A 17751-nucleotide genomic window follows, 5' to 3' on the forward strand; every position below is an offset into this window, starting at 1 on the left:
GGTATAGAGTGTGCTATAAACATTTTATATCAATCAGCGGTAATGCCCTTGCTGGCCCAGTCTCCGCTGCGTTAGTTATCAGGATGTGTAACCGTGGCAGAACGCTCTCCCATTTTCCAATGGGTCATATTGTTAATTCTCTCTTTGTTGTTATCGCTGGTGATGCTGCATTTTCACATTCCGGCAGCGATGTTACTTGGACCGATGGTGGTTGGAGTAACCATGAGCCTCTGTGGCGCAACGGTACGCATTGATAACCGCTTCTTTATCTCTTCTCAGGCCATTCTTGGCTGCATGATTGCTCAAAATCTCTCTTCATCCATTTTGGTATCTCTGGCGGCAAACTGGCCTATTGTTCTTTCTATTCTGTTGGCAACGCTGTTTGCCAGTGGTATGTCAGGCTGGTTGTTAGTTCGCTTTAGCAGCCTGCCGGGTACCACCGGAGCCTGGGGATCATCACCGGGCGGTGCAGCGGCGATGGTTGCCATGTCGGAAGAGTATGGTGCTGATGTTCGGCTGGTGGCTTTTATGCAATATCTGCGGGTATTGTTTGTCGCTGGTTCGGCTGCACTGGTGGTACGTATTGCTATGGGAGGAGAAGCAAAAAGTGTGGTACAGGAGTTGATATGGTTTCCTCCGCTGGATTGGGATTTTGCCGCCACGCTGGCGCTGGCCGTTATTGCCGGTTGGTTAGGGCGTCGTTTGCGTTTTCCCTCAGGTACCATGCTGTTTCCGATGTTGATTGGTGCAGGACTGCATGCGGGTGATGTATTGACCATTCAATTGCCCGAATGGCTGCTGGCGATGGCTTATGCTTTTATCGGCTGGAGTGTTGGTTTACGTTTCAATCGGGCGGTTTTTCTGCTGGCGTTAAGAACACTACCACAAATTGTTATCTCGATACTGGCACTGATGTCACTGTGCGCATTAATGGCACTGGCGTTGACCAAAGTATTGGATATGGATTTCCTGACCGCCTATCTGGCAACCAGCCCTGGTGGTTTAGATACCGTGGCAATTATTGCTGCCGGTAGCGGAGTGGATATGTCTTTTGTCATGGCGATGCAGACACTGAGATTATTCAGTATTTTGATGACGGGCCCGGCGATGGCGAAATTTATCTCTCGCCATGCGCCAAGAAAGGCTGAAAATTAACGTAATTTGCGTTGGTAATACAGGGCATCAAACACAAAGATAATCAGTGCCACCCAAATAAAGCCGAATGTAATCAGCTTATCTTTACCAATGGTTTCACCGTAAAATACTGTCGCCAGTACGAACATCATTGTTGGGCCAATGTACTGGAAAAAGCCCAGCGTGGACAGACGCAACTTAGTTGCCGCAGCGGTAAAGAACAACAGAGGAACAGTAGTGACAACGCCCGCAGCAACCAACAATAAATTCAATGACATAGTATTTTGGCTAAGATGGCTGGTTGTGGTATCTGCAATAAAGAACAGATAGATCGCCGCGATTGGCAGCAGCCACAGCGTCTCAATTAACATACCGGTTTGTGAGTCTACGCCAATTTTTTTACGTACCAACGCATACAGGCCAAAAGTAAAAGCCAGTATCAGGCTGATATAAGGAATAGAACCAAACTGCCACAGCTGGATAGCAACGCCGCTAAAGGCCAACGCTACTGCAACCCATTGCATACGGCGAAAACGTTCGCTAAGAAATAACATGCCAAGCAACACGTTAACCAATGGGTTAATAAAATATCCCATGCTGGCTTCCAGCATATGATGATTATTCACTGCCCAGATAAATGTCAGCCAGTTACTACCAATTAATATTGCGCTAACCGCCAGTAACAGTAATTTAGTTTTATTACGACAGGCCTGACGTACAGTATTCCATTGCCGACTAACGCTAATCAGCAATATCATAAAGAAAAATGACCAGATAATTCGATGGGTCAGTATCTCATTGGCAGGCACGTAATCGATTAGCTTAAAATAGGCCGGGGCGATACCCCAGATAAAGTAAGCGGCTAAAGCGAATAAAACACCCTGACGAGTCTGCTGCGATTCCATGAAATACCTTGTACTGAACACTCAAAATAGAATTTGCCAGTGTACTTCATTTTAGCGCTTCTTTATGTCTGAAATTAACACAAGTTATAGGATAAACAGGTATTAAATACCGGGAAATACTCCATTAATATCGGATGGGATAATATGCACTCTATCGATAATAACCATTCTTATTATGTGGATAAAGATCGGGAAAGATCGAAGAATTTGCAGGAAAAGAGCCTGTTTGCATTAAAGATTGCGGGATACCCTGCCTTTTATCAGTTATCTGTCCTTTTTCCCTTTTCGAGGGACGACAAACGACATGAATGAGCCTAAAATACCCCCCAATAAAAGTTACAGGGGATTAAGGTGTCAACTGCGGTTGTTATTAATACAGAACCTTTAGCCGCACAGGTATTACGCGACACCTTTGGCTATCATCAGTTTCGTCCCGGGCAGCAGGAGATTGTTCGTGAGGCGGTGTCTGGTCGCGACTGTCTGGTCGTGATGCCAACCGGCGGTGGTAAATCATTATGTTATCAGTTACCAGCGTTGCTGCTGGATGGTATGACATTGGTGGTGTCTCCGCTTATTTCCCTGATGAAAGACCAGGTCGATCAACTTCGTGCTAATGGCGTATCTGCCGGTTGCCTTAACTCCAGCCAAACTCGTGAACAACAGTATGAAGTGATCTCTGCTTGTCGTTCCGGGCAGATTAAACTGCTGTATGTTGCCCCTGAACGGCTGATGATGGATAACTTCCTCGAGCAACTTAGTGGTTGGAATCCAACACTGTTGGCGGTTGATGAAGCCCACTGTATTTCTCAATGGGGGCATGATTTCCGTCCTGAATACCGCGCTCTTGGCTCTATACGACAACATTTCCCTGACCTGCCATTCATCGCTCTGACCGCCACGGCGGATGAAACTACGCGTCAGGATATTATTCGCCTGTTAGATTTACGCGATCCTCTGATCCATATCAGCAGTTTTGATCGCCCTAATATCCGCTATACCCTGATAGAAAAATTTAAGCCAACCGATCAGCTACAACGTTTTGTTCAGGATCAGCGTGGCAAAAGCGGCATTATTTACTGCAATAGCCGCAAAAAGGTGGAAGATGCCGCCGACAGGCTCAGAGCAAAGGGGCTTAGCGTCGCTGCTTACCATGCGGGTATGGATAATGACAGCCGGGAGCGGGTGCAGGAAGCATTCCAGCGTGACGATTTGCAGATCGTGGTAGCGACAGTGGCCTTTGGTATGGGTATCAATAAGCCCAATGTGCGGTTTGTCGTGCATTTCGATATTCCCCGTAATATTGAATCTTATTATCAGGAAACCGGACGGGCAGGCCGTGATGGTTTACCGGCGGAAGCGGTACTGTTTTACGATCCGGCGGATATGGCCTGGCTGCGCCGCTGTCTGGATGAAAAACCACAGGGTGCATTACAGGATATTGAACGCCATAAGTTAAATGCAATGAATGCTTTTGCTGAGGCGCAAACCTGCCGTCGTTTGGTGTTGCTTAATTATTTTGGTGAAAGCAAACAGCAGGCTTGTGGTAACTGCGATATTTGCCTCGACCCACCTAAACAATATGATGGTTTAGTGAATGCACAGAAGGCTCTTTCTTGCGTTTACCGGGTAGGTCAGCGTTTTGGTGTTGGCTATATTGCTGAGATTTTACGTGGTGCAAACAATACCCGAATTCGGGAATTTGGTCATGATAAGTTGCCGGTATATGGTATTGGTAAAGATCAGAGCCACGAACACTGGATTAGCGTATTACGCCAGCTGATCCATTTAGGTCTTCTGACACAAAATATTGCTCAGTTTTCTGCGCTTCAATTGACCGAAGCCGCTCGTCCCGTTTTGCGTGGAGAGCATCCATTGCAACTGGCGGTACCAAGGCTACTTAATCTCAAATCACGTAGTAGTGCAGCCACTAAGAGCTTTGCCGGTAATTACGATCGCAAGCTATTCGCTAAATTACGAAAGCTGCGTAAATCTATTGCTGATGAAGAGAATATTCCGCCCTATGTGGTATTTAATGATGCAACATTGCTGGAGATGGCGGAGCAACAGCCAACCCGTGAAAGTGAGTTGCTGTCAGTTAATGGTGTCGGCTACCGCAAGTTGGAGCGTTTTGGTCAAGCCTTCCTGACGCTAATCCGCGATCATTTAGTTAGTCCTGATTAAAGGTGTTTGCATGAAAAAACTTATTTTGCTCATCGGGTTAATCAGTTTTAATCTGATGGCCGCGGGGCCTCAGTCGATGGCTGTTATCGATCGCAGCCAATTATCTGATGCAGGGATTACTGACAGCGCCAGCTTTGATAAAGCCTCTCAGTTAGAGATTTTAGCGTTTGCTAAAGCACTGCTGGAAAGTGAATCAATACCTGAGGCGCAACTGCCAGACACGTTATCCTTGCCCGCTAAGCGAATTGATATTAAATCGCTGGAGAAGGTACGTCAGCATTTTTGGCAGCGTTTGACCAGAAATTACCAGCTAGCTAGCATCTCTTCTGTACAGGGTATGGAGAGACGTATTGTAAAGGCGTTGAGTGTTGACGAGTTTCGTCAGATAGTTCAACAGGCTAATGTATCACCGGTAAGACTAGCTTTTCATCGCACCTATGTGGTGGAACAACTTCGACTGGCTGCACTGTTCCCTAAAACCAGCAGTGAGATTTCGACTTTCTCAGATAATGAAGTGACGGGAGAGGGCTTTGCTGACCGCCAGTTCGTCTTAACGTTTGATGATGGTCCCAGCCCGGAGAATGGAAACACAGATCGGCTTATGGATACCCTTAATCAGCATCAATTACATGCCTATTTCTTTGTTTTGGGAGAAAGTTTTCAGCGTCGTTTACAACAGCAGTCAAAAGAACAGCTGATGGATTTGTATCAGGGGCAATGTGTTGGCTCCCACGGTTGGCAACATAAATCCCATGCCACTTGGGCTGATTGGCAAAATTCGGTGCTGGAAAGTTTAAATCTGATTAGTAAAACTATCCCTGATAGCTATTCACCCAGTTTCCGTCCTCCTTATGGTCAGCGCCGGGCTGACAGCGGGGCTTTTTTCAAACAATATCAGATACCTGTAGTGCTGTGGAATATTGACTCTCAAGACTGGAGCCAAAAAGTTAATACGCAACAGGCCAGCGATCGCGTTCTTACGCTAATGTTGCTCTGGCGCAAAGGTATTATTCTTTTCCATGACATACATACTAAGGCACCTGCTTCAGTTGATTATCTGTATACCCTGACGCGTAATGCAGGTGTTACCTGGCAAGATTGTCGTCGCGGTGAGATAACTAAAACTCAATAAAACCTGACTGTTATCTTTGGCTCGGAAGAGTACAATGATTTGCTAAATAGTAGATGATTGATTGTCTCTACTGCTATTTTTCGTTATTCCAATATCCTATTTTTCTGAAGATTAAAGAGAACTCCCATGACGCTATTTTTAACCGTTGCGGTGGTCCAGTTGGTGGCGCTGGCTTCACCGGGACCCGACTTCTTTTTCGTGTCGCAAACGGCTGTTAGTCGCTCGCGACGTGAGGCAATGTATGCCGCGATCGGTATTATGAGCGGTGTTATGGTTTGGGCCGCTGTTGCGTTATTAGGGCTTCATATTCTGCTACAACAGATGTCCTGGTTGCATAGTCTGATTGTTATTTGTGGTGGTGCTTATTTGTGCTGGATGGGGTTCTGTCTGTTACGATCTGCGTTTAGCAAGTCTCAGCCACAGTCACATGATGTTTCTGCTGAATCAGAAGAAGCTCCGCACAATAGCCACGCTTTCCTGCGGGGATTATTTACCAATCTGTCCAACCCTAAAGTGCTGGTCTATTTCGGTAGTGTGTTTTCTGTATTTGTGGGCGACGATATTGCCAGCAGTACTCGCTGGGGATTGTTTGCACTGATCGCAGTCGAAACGTTAATTTGGTTTACTCTGGTTGCCTTTATCTTTGCACTACCGGTGATGCGCCGTGGTTATCAACGCGCGGCCAAGTGGATTGATGGTATCGCCGGGACGTTGTTTGCCGGTTTTGGCTTGCACCTGATTACCTCTCGCTTTTACTGATTTCAGTAAGGTATCAGCCTGATGCATACCTTAACCACTCAGGGAGATAGTTTGGCTGATTTACCTGACTATCGCATCAGGCTTGCTAATCCTCAGGTTATTACTCCTTTAAATATTCCTGCTTTCTCTCAGGCTAATACAATTGGTGAAGGGAAAGTAGGTTTCTGTATTGAAAACAATGGTATCGTTGCTGATTCTCTGTCGTTAGAGATTATGGCTGGCGATCAATTGATATATCGTGAACAGGATACTCGTCGTTTCTTGTCGCCCGGTTGCCATTTCTGGTTTTGGGATGGTTATAGTGATACCGGAATTCTGGATACACAGACTCTCAAGCGCTCCGATCTTCGTCTGCGGCTGGTTGCTTCTCATGCCTCGGAGTTCTTTACTGCTGAATGCCCATTTCAGGGAAAAGCACAGCATGTCTATTGGGTAGATGTGCGAGTTGATCGAATAAAACGTCAGGTTGATGTACTGGTGCGCCTCAGTTTCTCCGACGGTGGAACCAGAGGACGGGAAGGTAATTTCCACTGTCCTGATTACTCAATATTAGCCATGATGGCTTGTGAAGGTGTTGAGTTTTACTGGTCCCGAAATGGTCATCGGGCTGGTGGTATTGGTAATGATATTCAGACTGAACTGGGACTATTTAATGTAACAGTGGCAGTCGATCGGTTTACTAAGCCCGGTATGCCTGACTTTAAATTAATTGGTTCTCTGTCTGAGCGTTTTGGTCGCTCTACCAGTCTGAAAGGGTTTCGCCGAATTTTTTATAATCAGGGGTTCTACGGTAAACATATTACCAGCCAGACTAACTTGAATCGCTTCTGTGAGCTGAATTTTAAAATGACAGCGGCCCATGAAATAGGGCATATCATTTTGGATCGCTACGGTGCAGGCTCTTTTCCTGATTATTCATGGAGCCATAAAGGAACGTCCACAGTGCTGACTCAACAGGCAAAACGCGGTGTTACTATGCCGCTACAGGGGGAGATTGACCTGATGAAATATGCGGATGCCAGAGTGAATCGCGTGACGCCTGCGGATCGTTTTTTACGATCTGTTGCCGCTTCAGAAGATGTTAAAGGGCTGATTTGGTTATCGGCAGTGATTTTTAACGCATAGCTGTATAACTAAGCACAATTTGATAACAACGTCTGATAGTTCAGTTTAGTCCCTTAAGATAGCCAATTGTTGGGAGGGACGGGTGTTGGGGTCGACTTGGCGTAAGCCAACGAAGCGCCCCTAACCCGGCCAGGCCCAACACGCACTGAAGCCAAGTACAGATGGTCTTCCGGCCGAGCACAATGGTGATATAAGCAACATCGTTTTTACGGCCGGAATATTTATTGAGGTAAATCGAGCTTGGTTGTCAGCAATTAAAAAAGCCGGTCTGTTATCCAGACCGGCTTTTTATCATTCAGATAATTATTAATCTGAATTAGATAACAGAGCTCAGAAGCAGACAGCCAATCAGGCCACACACAGAGATGATAGTTTCCAGTACCGACCATGACTTCAGCGTTTCAGCGATAGTCAGGTTGAAGTACTCTTTAAACAGCCAGAAACCAGGGTCGTTTACGTGAGAGAAGATTACGCTACCTGAACCAACGGCTAATACCATCAGTTCCGGGCTTACACCAGAGATGGTTAGCAGAGGTGCAACGATACCACCAGCGGTCATTGCCGCTACGGTTGCTGAACCCAGAGCTAAACGCAGCGCTGCGGCAATTGCCCAACCCATTAACAGCGGAGACAGGGTGCTGCCAGCCATCAGGGTTTCGATATATTTTGCTACGCCACCATCAACCAGAATCTGTTTGAAGGCACCGCCACCACCGATGATCATCAGCATCATGGCAATGATTTTGATGGAGTCACCAATAGTATCCATAATCTGATCCATTGAACGACCGCGGTTCAGACCAAAGGTGAAGATAGCGATTAATACGGCAATCATGGTTGCCATTACCGGGTCGCCAAGGAATTCTGCATAAGGCAGAACCGCATGGCCTTTTGGCAGTGTCATTTCAGCAACAGCACGACCAGCCATTAAAATAACCGGTACTAATGTGGTTGCAACGCTAACGCCAAAGCTTGGCATTTCGCTTTCGGTGAACACTTTAGGGTTATGCAGACCTTCCGGAACAGGTTTATCAATGCTTTTCAGGAAACGAGCATAAACCGGACCAGCCAGAATAACGGTAGGGATGGCAATTAAAGTACCGAACAGCAGGGTTTTACCCATATCTGCTTTAAACAGAATGGCGATAGCTGTTGGACCCGGGTGTGGTGGTAACAGTGCATGGGTTACGGATAACGCCGCTGCCATTGGTACACCAATGAACAGAAGAGGAATACGTGCTGATGCTGCGATAGTAAAGACTAAAGGTAATAACAGCACGAAGCCGACTTCGTAGAACAGAGCGAAGCCAACAACGAAACCTGTCAGTACGATAGCCCACTGAATACGCTCTCTACCAAATTTTGCAATCAGGGTAGTTGCGATGCGTTGAGCGCCGCCACAGTCTGCCAGTAATTTGCCTAACATGGCACCAAAGCCCATGATTAAAGCTAAACTTCCCAGCGTCCCGCCGACACCATTTTTAATTGAAACGATAACGCCGTTAACGTTGAACGCGCCCTGAGTTGTGTAACCCAGTGCCAGGCCAACGACCAGCGAAACCAGTATCAGTGAAATGAAACCGTTCAACTTGCAACGGATCATCAGTAGCAGTAGTAGGGCTACGCCAATGACTACGATCACTAATGGCATAATAATTCTCCGATGTATGTACCGTATAAACCTAATTGTGACTATTTTAGGTTAGTATAGAAATATGACTTTTTTCCAGAAGATGGCGTCATATTTCTATTTTTTGTCTGCAATATTTGTGATTATTGCTTTGCTTTCTCTTTGTGATATTTATCACATCTTTGTTTGTTACCGGTATCATGATACCGGTAACGTGGTAGCATAGGGAACTATAGTGAAGGCCTAAATGTTCATTTTGAGATAGAGATCAAACTTATGACAGGACAAAGCATAATTCTTATGGGTGTGTCAGGCTGCGGTAAGTCCAGCGTTGGTGCGGCAGTGGCCAGAAAGTTAGGTGCCAAATTCATTGATGGAGACGATCTACATCCAAAAGCCAATATCCAAAAAATGGCTGGTGGTAATCCTCTGAATGATGACGACCGCGCACCATGGTTAGAACGTCTAAATGATGCGGCATATAGCCTGCGTCATAAAAACGAAGTTGGTATCATTGTATGTTCCGCGTTAAAACGCCGTTATCGCGATAAATTGCGTGAAGGCAATCCAGAAATGCTGTTCCTTTATATGAAAGGCAGCTTTGATGTGATTCTCGAGCGTCTGAAAGCACGTGCTGGTCACTATATGCCGACCGAACTGTTAAAAACTCAGTTTGACGCGCTGGAAGAACCAGGCGCCGATGAGCCGGACGTATTATGTATTGATATTGACGCTGATTTCGATGAAGTGGTTAATCGTGGTACCGAAGCGCTGCGTGAAGCGGGCGTTAAGTTTCGCTGATAACCATCAGATACTGCCGCCGTGCAGTATCTTAAAGCCCAAATCAAGCATTTTTGGCGTTACGGTCTCTCCCCGTAAACGGGCAAGAAGTCTCTCAGCAGCCACTTGCCCCATTTGTTCGCGGGGAGTTAATACGCTGGTAAGTTTGGGCTCCATTGACTGACCAATGTCATGACCATGAAAACCGGCAATTGCCATATCATCCGGGATACGTAGCCCTAAACGCTGACATTCAAAAGCAGCACCAATAGCGATATCGTCGTTAGTACAGAATATGCTGTCAGTTTCAGGGTAACGCCGGAATGCTTCTTTCAACAGCTCACAGCCCAGGCTATAGGATGACGAGCGATCGGTACATACGCTGCGGGGTTCCAGACCAAACTCACGCATCGCCTGCTCATACCCTTGCATTTTAATCACGGTACGTTCGTCCTGCCGGGCGCCAAGGTAGACGGTATGCAGATGTCCGTTTTGCAGAATCTCTTTGGTCATCTGGTAAGCGGCATCATGGTTATTAAAGCCCACGGCAAGATCGATGCAGGGAGAAGCGCTGTCCATGATTTCGATGACCGGAATGCCTGCCACCTCGATCATTTTCCGCGTCCGCTCGGTGTGAGTTCGTTCAGAAAGAATGAGTCCGTCGATATTGTAAGAAAGCAGCGATGTTAAACGCATTTCTTCGCGTTCTGGTCGATAACCATAGTGCGCCAGCATCGTTTGATAGCCGTGAGAATCCGTTACGCTTTCAATACCGCGTAGAACTTCGGCAAAAACCTGGTTGGTTAATGAAGGCAGTAATACGCCAATGGCTCTGCTGGTGGCGTTGGAAAGAATTTCTGGAGCCCGGTTTGGAATGTAGCCTAATTCATCCAGTGCTACGGCGATTTTTCCGCGCAATGTGGCTGAAACTTGCGATGGATCGCGCAAATAACGGCTGATGGTCATTTTGGTCACGCCAACCTGATTAGCTACATCCTGAAGTCCGGGTCTTTTTTTCTTCATTTTCAACTGATTAAAATAGTAAACCACCAAGGGTTTAGTTTAACAAAGAAAACGCAGGGCGCATATGCCCGTAACGATTTCAGCATATCAATTAATAGCTTTACCCACGATATTATCAGGTACGTTTAGATTGCTTATCACTTCCCGATATAACATGAATTAATTACAGCATGGATAATATACTATTTACCTTATGTGGGCTTAATTTTTATTTTGAATAATAATATTTATTATTATTTGATTATATTTACTCTGTCTGAATGTTAAATAAAAGTGTTTCTATTGTTTGGTAGTAAATGATAATTCATTATTTCCAGCGAAATACCATGCCTCTCTCTCAAACCCGATTTTCCTGTCAGATAACATCTTTGAGATAAATGTGATTTTCGTCACAAAAATATCCTGAGCTTAAGCTGAATCGAGTAAAGTTAGAGTAAAAAAGGCATTGTTACCGGTATCATTTGAGTATATAGTGATACTGTAGTGTAGCTAAAGTGGTATAGCGAGGTGAGTAAACAGCGATAATCACGAGTGAAAAATAGATTTGACTGGTCATGAAGTTAGCCTGTTTAGCTTTTAAATAAGCAGCAATAATTTATTTTCTATTATTCAAATAATTTACTGCTTATTTAAGATTTAAATTAATAGTCATAGCGCTATTGGTCATTGATTGGCAATAAGCATTATTCGTTTAATTGGGTGTTCAGCTTATTTCTCTTCGGCATGTAATAGCGTTATTTTTTGAATATCACTATTTATACACTTGAACAGGAAGTGAGGATACCGCATGAACCCTACTGTTGAACGCGTTACTCAGAAAATCATTGCTCGTTCTCAAGCTGACAGAACCCGTTATCTGGCCAGAATCGATGCGGCTAAAACTAAAACTGTACACCGTTCACAACTCTCATGCGGTAATCTTGCCCATGGTTTTGCCGCCTGCTCGTCAGATGATAAATCCTCTTTAAAAAATATGGTGAAAAGCAATATCGGGATTATTACCTCTTACAACGATATGCTTTCTGCTCACCAGCCGTATGAACATTATCCTGAACGTATCAAGAATGCTCTCCATGCTGTAGGCGCTGTTGGTCAGGTTGCCGGTGGTGTACCTGCTATGTGTGATGGTGTGACGCAAGGGCAAGACGGCATGGAGCTCTCTCTGTTAAGCCGTGATTTAATTGCTATGTCCGCGGCTATTGGCCTGTCTCACAATATGTTTGATGGCGCGCTATATCTGGGGGTTTGTGACAAAATCGTACCGGGATTATTTATTGCCGCCATGTCATTTGGTCATTTGCCGTCAGTGTTTGTACCTGCTGGTCCTATGCGCACCGGTGCTTCAAATAAAGAGAAAGTACGCGTACGTCAACTCTATGTCGAGGGCAAAGTAGGGCGAGATGCATTACTAGAATCGGAAGCTAACTCTTATCACTCCGCCGGTACCTGTACTTTCTACGGCACAGCAAACTCGAACCAGATGGTTTTGGAAGTGATGGGTTTGCATTTACCCGGTTCCTCTTTTGTCTATCCGGATATTCCATTACGTGATGTTCTGACTGAAGCGGCAGCGCGTCAGGTAACGCGCATGACCGAGTCTTCCGGTGATTATCTGCCGGTTGGTCGTTTAGTTGATGAGAAAGTGGTGGTTAACGGTATTGTTGCGTTATTGGCGACGGGTGGTTCAACCAATCACACCATGCATTTGGTGGCGATGGCGAAGGCCGCGGGTATTACTATTACCTGGGACGATTTCTCTGAACTGTCGGAAGTGGTTCCATTATTGTGTCGCATCTATCCTAACGGACCGGGAGATATTAACTATTTTCAGGCTGCGGGTGGTGTTTCGCTGCTGGTTCGTGAATTGCTGAAAGGCGGGTTGTTACATGAAGATGTGCATACAGTCGCCGGTTTTGGTTTACATCGCTACACTCAGGAACCATTCCTTGAGAATGGTGAATTGGTTTATCGTGATGATCCTCATGCGTCACTGGACCCGGAAGTTATTTCTACGTTAGAAGCGCCGTTTGTTAAGCACGGTGGTACTAAAGTGCTGTCCGGTAATTTAGGTCGGGCAGTAATGAAAACTTCTGCTGTGCCTGAAGACCGTCAGGTGATTACTGCTCCGGCGGTGGTATTTGAAAGTCAGTATGATATTGATGCTGCATTTGATGCCGGTAAGTTAGATCGCGATTGTATTGTGGTGGTGCGTTTTCAGGGGCCAAAAGCTATTGGTATGCCGGAATTACATAAACTGATGCCACCGCTGGGTGTATTAATGGATCGCGGTTATAAAGTTGCGCTGGTGACGGATGGTCGCCTGTCCGGCGCTTCCGGTAAAGTTCCGGCAGCGATTCATATTACTCCTGAAGCTTATGTTGGTGGCTTGCTGGCTAAAGTACGGGATGGTGACCTGATTCAAGTTGATGGCACTACCGGACAAATCAATCTGTTGGTAGATGAAGCAGAGCTGGCGGGGCGCGAAGTTGTCCAGCCGGACCTTTCTGATTCGCATGTAGGTATGGGACGGGAACTGTTTTCGGCGCTGAGAGCGCAGATTTCGGGGGCAGAGGAAGGAGCGAGTTGCTTCAAACTTTAAAGTGATTACAAGATTAATCAAATTGGCTTTAGAGATTATTCCGGCCGAAAGGACTATGTATTTATATTGTCATTGTGCTCGGCCGGAAGACCGTCTGTACTTAGCATTGGAGAGCGTTGGGCCTAGTCCACTTAGGGGCGCTTCGTTGGCTTACGCCAAGTCGACCCCAACAGTGGCCTCTCCCAACGATTAACTCTTCTAAAAGGCTCGTTAACCTTCCGTCTCTTCCTTTCTTTTCCGCAGTAATCTTAGCGAGTTGGCGGTGACCAGTGCGGTGGCGCCGGAGTCGGCCAGAACGGCTAGCCACAGGCCGGTTAAGCCGATCAGGCTGGTGACCAGGAAGATGGCTTTCAGACCAAGTGCGATAGTTATATTTTGACGAATAATCTTACGAGTGGCCCGGGAAAGGACAATCATATCTGTCAGGCCAATCAGTCGGTTATGGGTTAGTGCGGCATCTGCGGTTTCTAGCGCCACATCGGTGCCGCCACCCATGGCTATACCAATGGTGGATGATTTCATCGCGGGTGCGTCGTTAATACCATCTCCCACCATTGCCGTTGGTTGCTCTTTATTCAGGGTGATAACGGCGGTGACTTTGTCTTCCGGCAACAGACTCGCTTCATATTCAATATTGAGTTCGTGGGCGATAGCCGCGGCAGCACGTGGATTATCACCTGTCAGCATTACGCCATTCACACCAATCTGTTTTAAGGCTGCCAGAGCCTGTTTGGCATCTGCCCGTAGCGTATCGCGCAATGCTAATAACCCGATAACTTGATTGGATTTAAGGGTAACCACTACGGTTTTCCCTTGTTCTTCCAGTTGGGTAATTTGTTGCTGCTGCTCAGCAGACAGTTCATTTTGTGTCAGCTTGGATGGAGAGCTGATCAGAATAGTTTCATTATCTACGTTACCCTGAACACCAACTCCAGCAATTGCCCGGCGATTTTCCGCCTGAGCATAGGTGATACCATTCTCTTCGGTTTTACGAATAATGGCCTGTGCCAGAGGATGGTGAGAGCCAGACTCTACCGCGGCAGATAAACCTAACAGCTGAGCTTCGGTCATCTCATTCACAGGGATGATATCCGTTACCATTGGTTTGCCTTCTGTCAGGGTACCGGTTTTATCAAAAGCGATTTGGCTGATGGTTCCTAATTGTTCCAGTGCAGCACCGCCTTTAATCAGAGCCCCACGGCGAGTCGCCGCTGCCAGAGCCGAAGTAATTGCCGCAGGAGTGGAAATCACTAATGCGCAAGGGCAACCAATTAACAGCAGTGTCAGGCCGCGATAAATCCAGGTTTCCCAAGGCTGGGCAAACATCAGCGGTGGAACAATGACCACTAACAGTGCAAACAGCATAATGGCTGGCGTGTAGTAGCGGCTGAAACGATCGATAAATCGTTCAATGGGTGCCCGACGTTCTTCCGCTTCTTCAATCAGCGTCAGAATTCTGTCGATGGCGTTATTGCCCGGCTCAGACAGTACTTTTAGCTGCATTACGCTATCAACGGCCAGGCTGCCTGCCGCGACTTTTTCGCCCCGCAAACGCTCTACCGGAATAGATTCGCCGGTTAATGCACTTTCATCAAAGCTGGCGCTGGCGGCCTGTAATTCTGCATCGACAGGTAGCCGGGTTCCGGGGGCGATTTCAATAATATCTCCCGGAATCAGGCTGGCAGCGGCAACTATTTCTCTGGTTCCATCTTTGCTGAGTCTGACTGCTTCTTCCGGTAGCAGCGCCATCAGTGCAGATACCCCCTGGCGAGCGCGGTTTGCTGCATATGATTCCAGTAACTCACCAATCATAAACAGCATTAACACCATGGCCGCTTCTTCCGTTGCACCAATAAACAGGGCGCCAATAGCGGAAATGCTCATCAGTGTTTCTATAGCAAAAGGCGTTCCGCTACGGGTCAGTCGAATGGTCTGCAAGCCAATTGGGATCAGACCAATAATGGTGGTAATGGTAAAGGCGATACGACCGTAAGTTGGTGAAAATAATTCTAATAACCAACTGAGTAAGATCAGCGTAGCCATAATGACCGGCGGGCCATACTCTTTTAACCGCTGTTGTTTGACCGACGGTTTTGCTGCTGGTGTGGCGTTGGCTCCCGAACTTAATGAGTAACCGGCTTTTTTGACGGCCTGTTCAATACGCGGTGCAATATCCTGAGTTTCTTTGGTATCAACCACTAGCTTTTCTGTGGCAAACAGGATTTTGGCATGTTCAACGCCCGCTACCTGGCTTACCGCGGTTTCTACCTTTTTAGCGCAGCTTGGGCAATCCATGCCAAATACTTGCCATGTCAGACGTGTACTTCCGCTGGAGAGGGTGGCTAAGGTTTCTGTTTTATCTTGTGAACAACAGCTCGATTGACTACAGCTGTTTTCCTGCTGATGGTCATGCTCATGATGATGTTTATCCGATGAGGCATGATCATGTGCCTTATCTGATGGTATGTGATTGTTATGGCTGTGATTGTTCATAAATATATACCTTCACCCATTGTTTAATGGAGTTACTCTACACCTTAGAGTCTACTCCAGAGTCAATGGGTGAAAATGATATATTTTAGGCTGTATGGTGAGAGTGTTTTAGATACCGTAATACAGCCTCACATTATCGTGCCATCAGTGCGAATACGCCCCATCCAAGATACTCACGCGTATAGGTAGCGTAACGTTTTGGCTCCTGAGTTAGCATATCCCGAATCTCTTTTGCCATTTCGTCATCAGGGTTTGCCTCCAGCCAGCGGCGCATAGTCAGCCATTTAGCTGCTTCGTACCTGTCCCAACCTTGCTGATCGGCCAGAACCATTTCCACAACGTCGTAGTTGAGGTCGCCAAACGACGCAATAAGTTCTGGTAAGATAAGAAAGTCGGAGGCAGAACTGGCAAAGCATGCTTTGGCAATCTCTTCCGTTGGTGGTAACTGGCGCCAGTAGGGTTCACCAATCAGGATAATCCCGCCAGCATTGAGGCTTTTCGACAGAAGCTCGATAGTGCCAGCAACTCCACCGGCAATCCATGTGGCGCCGATACAGGCAGCTATATCGACCTTTTTATTGGCAACATAACCGGCAGCATCATTGTGGATAAATTCTACATGATCGACGACGCCAAGTTCTTCCGCACGGCGTTTTGCTTGTGCAGAAAACAGCTGGCTCATATCAATACCGACACCCGTGATTCCATAGTCCCGTGCCCAGGTACATAACATCTCTCCTGAACCACTGCCGAGGTCGAGCACTGAAGTTCCCTGTTCCAGACGCAATGCTGCGCCGAGAGTGGCAAATTTTTCTGGTGTGAATGGGTTATGGATGCGGTGAGCACTTTCAGTAATAGTAAAAATACGTGGGATATCCAATGCGGAAATTCCTTTTATTAAGTAACTTAATCACTGAAATGTAACCTTAGTGGCTATAATGAACAAGCGTTGTAAATATCAGGTCATCACTTTAGCGTTCGGTCATTAAGTCTGAATTCATATTTAATAATTGCTCATATAATAATCAGATGTAAAGTAAATATGTTTGGTATCAAAAACAGCGATAACCTATACTTGGCGTCCTTTAACGATACAAACAAAGGTAAATAAAGCATGCCATTATTGATTGCAACCACAGTTCTGTGGGCATTCTCTTTTAGTTTAATTGGCGTTTATTTATCGGGGCAGGTGGATACCTGGTTTGCGGTTTTAATGCGAGTGGCGCTGGCCTTTTTAGTCTTCTTACCTTTTCTACGTTTACGTCAGGTAAGTTTGAAGCAGGCATCATTGTATATGACCGTTGGTGCTTTTCAGCTCGGTATTATGTATCTGTTCTATTACCAGTCTTTTCTCTATCTCAGCGTACCGGAAGTTTTACTGTTCACTATTTTGACCCCTGTTTATGTCACGTTGATTTATGACCTGATGGCAGGTAATCGTCTGCGAGTTGGCTATTTGTTGAGTGCATTACTGGCGGTAGTGGGTGCAGCAGTCATTCGTTACGATCAGTTGAGCAGTCAATTTTGGTTGGGATTAATCTGTATTCAGGGTGCCAATATCTGTTTTGCTATTGGTCAGGTTGGATACAAGCGACTGATGGAAATCTACCCAATGCCGCAGCGGAATGCTTTCTCGTGGTTCTATTTGGGTGCGCTGTGCGTTGCCGTGGTAGCGTGGTTTATATTTGGTAATTCGGGAAAACTACCGACTACCCATTTACAATGGGGCATTCTGATCTGGTTGGGTATTGGCGCTTCCGGATTAGGCTTCTTTATGTGGAACTATGGTGCAACGCAGGTGGATGCCGGTACGTTGGCTATTATGAATAATGCGCTTATTCCGGCAGGGTTGGTGGTGAACTTTGCCCTATGGCAGCACGATGTTAACTGGGTCAGATTAATTATTGGTGGTGGAATTATTGTAGCGTCCCTGCTGGTGCATAAGTGGTGGGTGGTTCCTAACGCTGTTACGGTCAAAAAGTCCGCCTGA

The 17751-nt window shown here is 46.3% G+C and carries 13 protein-coding genes; 8 read left to right on the forward strand and 5 right to left on the reverse strand.

What is annotated here, in order from left to right:
* Positions 1-93 precede the first annotated feature (93 nt).
* Positions 94-1155: an AbrB family transcriptional regulator gene (locus tag GOL65_RS20020; RefSeq protein WP_140921406.1), complete on the forward strand. Its 1062-nt coding sequence runs from the start codon at positions 94-96 to the stop codon at positions 1153-1155.
* Here GOL65_RS20020 and rarD read toward each other — a convergent pair.
* The gene (rarD, locus tag GOL65_RS20025) at positions 1152-2039 is read right to left on the reverse strand and encodes an EamA family transporter RarD (RefSeq protein ID WP_140921407.1); all 888 of its coding nucleotides are present in this window, start codon (positions 2037-2039) and stop codon (positions 1152-1154) included. The genes GOL65_RS20020 and rarD overlap by 4 nt on opposite strands.
* Positions 2040-2390: 351 nt before the next feature.
* On the opposite strand from rarD, the gene recQ reads away from it, so the two are divergent.
* The 4 genes from recQ to GOL65_RS20045 all read left to right on the forward strand — a co-directional run bounded on the left by recQ (position 2391) and on the right by GOL65_RS20045 (position 7236).
* The gene (gene recQ, locus GOL65_RS20030; RefSeq protein WP_140921408.1) at positions 2391-4220 is read left to right on the forward strand and encodes an ATP-dependent DNA helicase RecQ; all 1830 of its coding nucleotides are present in this window, start codon (positions 2391-2393) and stop codon (positions 4218-4220) included.
* A 10-nt stretch (positions 4221-4230) separates the two neighbouring features.
* Positions 4231-5352 carry a polysaccharide deacetylase family protein gene (locus tag GOL65_RS20035; RefSeq protein WP_140921409.1) on the forward strand — a complete coding sequence of 374 codons (1122 nt, stop codon included), beginning with the start codon at positions 4231-4233 and terminating at the stop codon, positions 5350-5352.
* A 126-nt stretch (positions 5353-5478) separates the two neighbouring features.
* Positions 5479-6111, forward strand: coding sequence for a threonine export protein RhtC (gene rhtC / locus GOL65_RS20040; RefSeq protein ID WP_140921410.1), 633 nt, complete (start codon positions 5479-5481; stop codon positions 6109-6111).
* A 21-nt stretch (positions 6112-6132) separates the two neighbouring features.
* Entirely contained in the window at positions 6133-7236 is a 1104-nt protein-coding gene (locus GOL65_RS20045) for a hypothetical protein (RefSeq protein WP_140921411.1), read from the forward strand.
* A gap of 316 nt (positions 7237-7552) precedes the next feature.
* Here the strand turns inward: GOL65_RS20045 and gntT are convergent, their stop codons facing one another.
* Positions 7553-8887 (reverse strand): gluconate transporter, encoded by a 1335-nt coding sequence (gene gntT, locus GOL65_RS20050; protein ID WP_130590128.1) that lies wholly within the window; start codon positions 8885-8887, stop codon positions 7553-7555.
* 255 nt (positions 8888-9142) lie between these two features.
* Between gntT and GOL65_RS20055 the strand changes: the two genes are divergently transcribed.
* Positions 9143-9667 (forward strand): gluconokinase, encoded by a 525-nt coding sequence (locus GOL65_RS20055; protein WP_140921412.1) that lies wholly within the window; start codon positions 9143-9145, stop codon positions 9665-9667.
* A gap of 6 nt (positions 9668-9673) precedes the next feature.
* Here GOL65_RS20055 and gntR read toward each other — a convergent pair whose 3' ends face one another.
* Entirely contained in the window at positions 9674-10669 is a 996-nt protein-coding gene (gntR, locus tag GOL65_RS20060) for a gluconate operon transcriptional repressor GntR (RefSeq protein ID WP_140921413.1), read from the reverse strand.
* A gap of 787 nt (positions 10670-11456) precedes the next feature.
* Here gntR and edd point away from each other — a divergent pair.
* Positions 11457-13268: a phosphogluconate dehydratase gene (gene edd / locus GOL65_RS20065; protein WP_140921414.1), complete on the forward strand. Its 1812-nt coding sequence runs from the start codon at positions 11457-11459 to the stop codon at positions 13266-13268.
* A gap of 210 nt (positions 13269-13478) precedes the next feature.
* On the opposite strand, the gene GOL65_RS20070 is transcribed toward edd, so the two are convergent.
* Together GOL65_RS20070 and GOL65_RS20075 are read right to left on the reverse strand one after the other, a co-directional pair.
* Positions 13479-15761, reverse strand: coding sequence for a zinc/cadmium/mercury/lead-transporting ATPase (locus tag GOL65_RS20070; protein ID WP_140921415.1), 2283 nt, complete (start codon positions 15759-15761; stop codon positions 13479-13481).
* A 133-nt stretch (positions 15762-15894) separates the two neighbouring features.
* Positions 15895-16641: an SAM-dependent methyltransferase gene (locus tag GOL65_RS20075; protein WP_140921416.1), complete on the reverse strand. Its 747-nt coding sequence runs from the start codon at positions 16639-16641 to the stop codon at positions 15895-15897.
* 234 nt (positions 16642-16875) lie between these two features.
* On the opposite strand from GOL65_RS20075, the gene GOL65_RS20080 reads away from it, so the two are divergent.
* Positions 16876-17751 (forward strand): carboxylate/amino acid/amine transporter, encoded by an 876-nt coding sequence (locus GOL65_RS20080; protein WP_140921417.1) that lies wholly within the window; start codon positions 16876-16878, stop codon positions 17749-17751.

It is taken from the genome of Limnobaculum xujianqingii (genome assembly GCF_013394855.1).
GTDB classification, from domain to species: domain Bacteria; phylum Pseudomonadota; class Gammaproteobacteria; order Enterobacterales; family Enterobacteriaceae; genus Limnobaculum; species Limnobaculum xujianqingii.

Excerpts from the sequence above, each read along its gene's own strand:
- gntT (WP_130590128.1), bottom strand. The coding sequence starts at position 8,887 with ATGCCATTAGTGATCGTAGTCATTGGCGTAGCCCTACTACTGCTACTG.
- GOL65_RS20070 (WP_140921415.1), bottom strand. The coding sequence starts at position 15,761 with ATGAACAATCACAGCCATAACAATCACATACCATCAGATAAGGCACAT.
- GOL65_RS20080 (WP_140921417.1), top strand. The coding sequence starts at position 16,876 with ATGCCATTATTGATTGCAACCACAGTTCTGTGGGCATTCTCTTTTAGT.
- edd (WP_140921414.1), top strand. The coding sequence starts at position 11,457 with ATGAACCCTACTGTTGAACGCGTTACTCAGAAAATCATTGCTCGTTCT.
- rhtC (WP_140921410.1), top strand. The coding sequence starts at position 5,479 with ATGACGCTATTTTTAACCGTTGCGGTGGTCCAGTTGGTGGCGCTGGCT.
- GOL65_RS20055 (WP_140921412.1), top strand. The coding sequence starts at position 9,143 with ATGACAGGACAAAGCATAATTCTTATGGGTGTGTCAGGCTGCGGTAAG.
- GOL65_RS20045 (WP_140921411.1), top strand. The coding sequence starts at position 6,133 with ATGCATACCTTAACCACTCAGGGAGATAGTTTGGCTGATTTACCTGAC.
- gntR (WP_140921413.1), bottom strand. The coding sequence starts at position 10,669 with ATGAAGAAAAAAAGACCCGGACTTCAGGATGTAGCTAATCAGGTTGGC.
- rarD (WP_140921407.1), bottom strand. The coding sequence starts at position 2,039 with ATGGAATCGCAGCAGACTCGTCAGGGTGTTTTATTCGCTTTAGCCGCT.
- GOL65_RS20035 (WP_140921409.1), top strand. The coding sequence starts at position 4,231 with ATGAAAAAACTTATTTTGCTCATCGGGTTAATCAGTTTTAATCTGATG.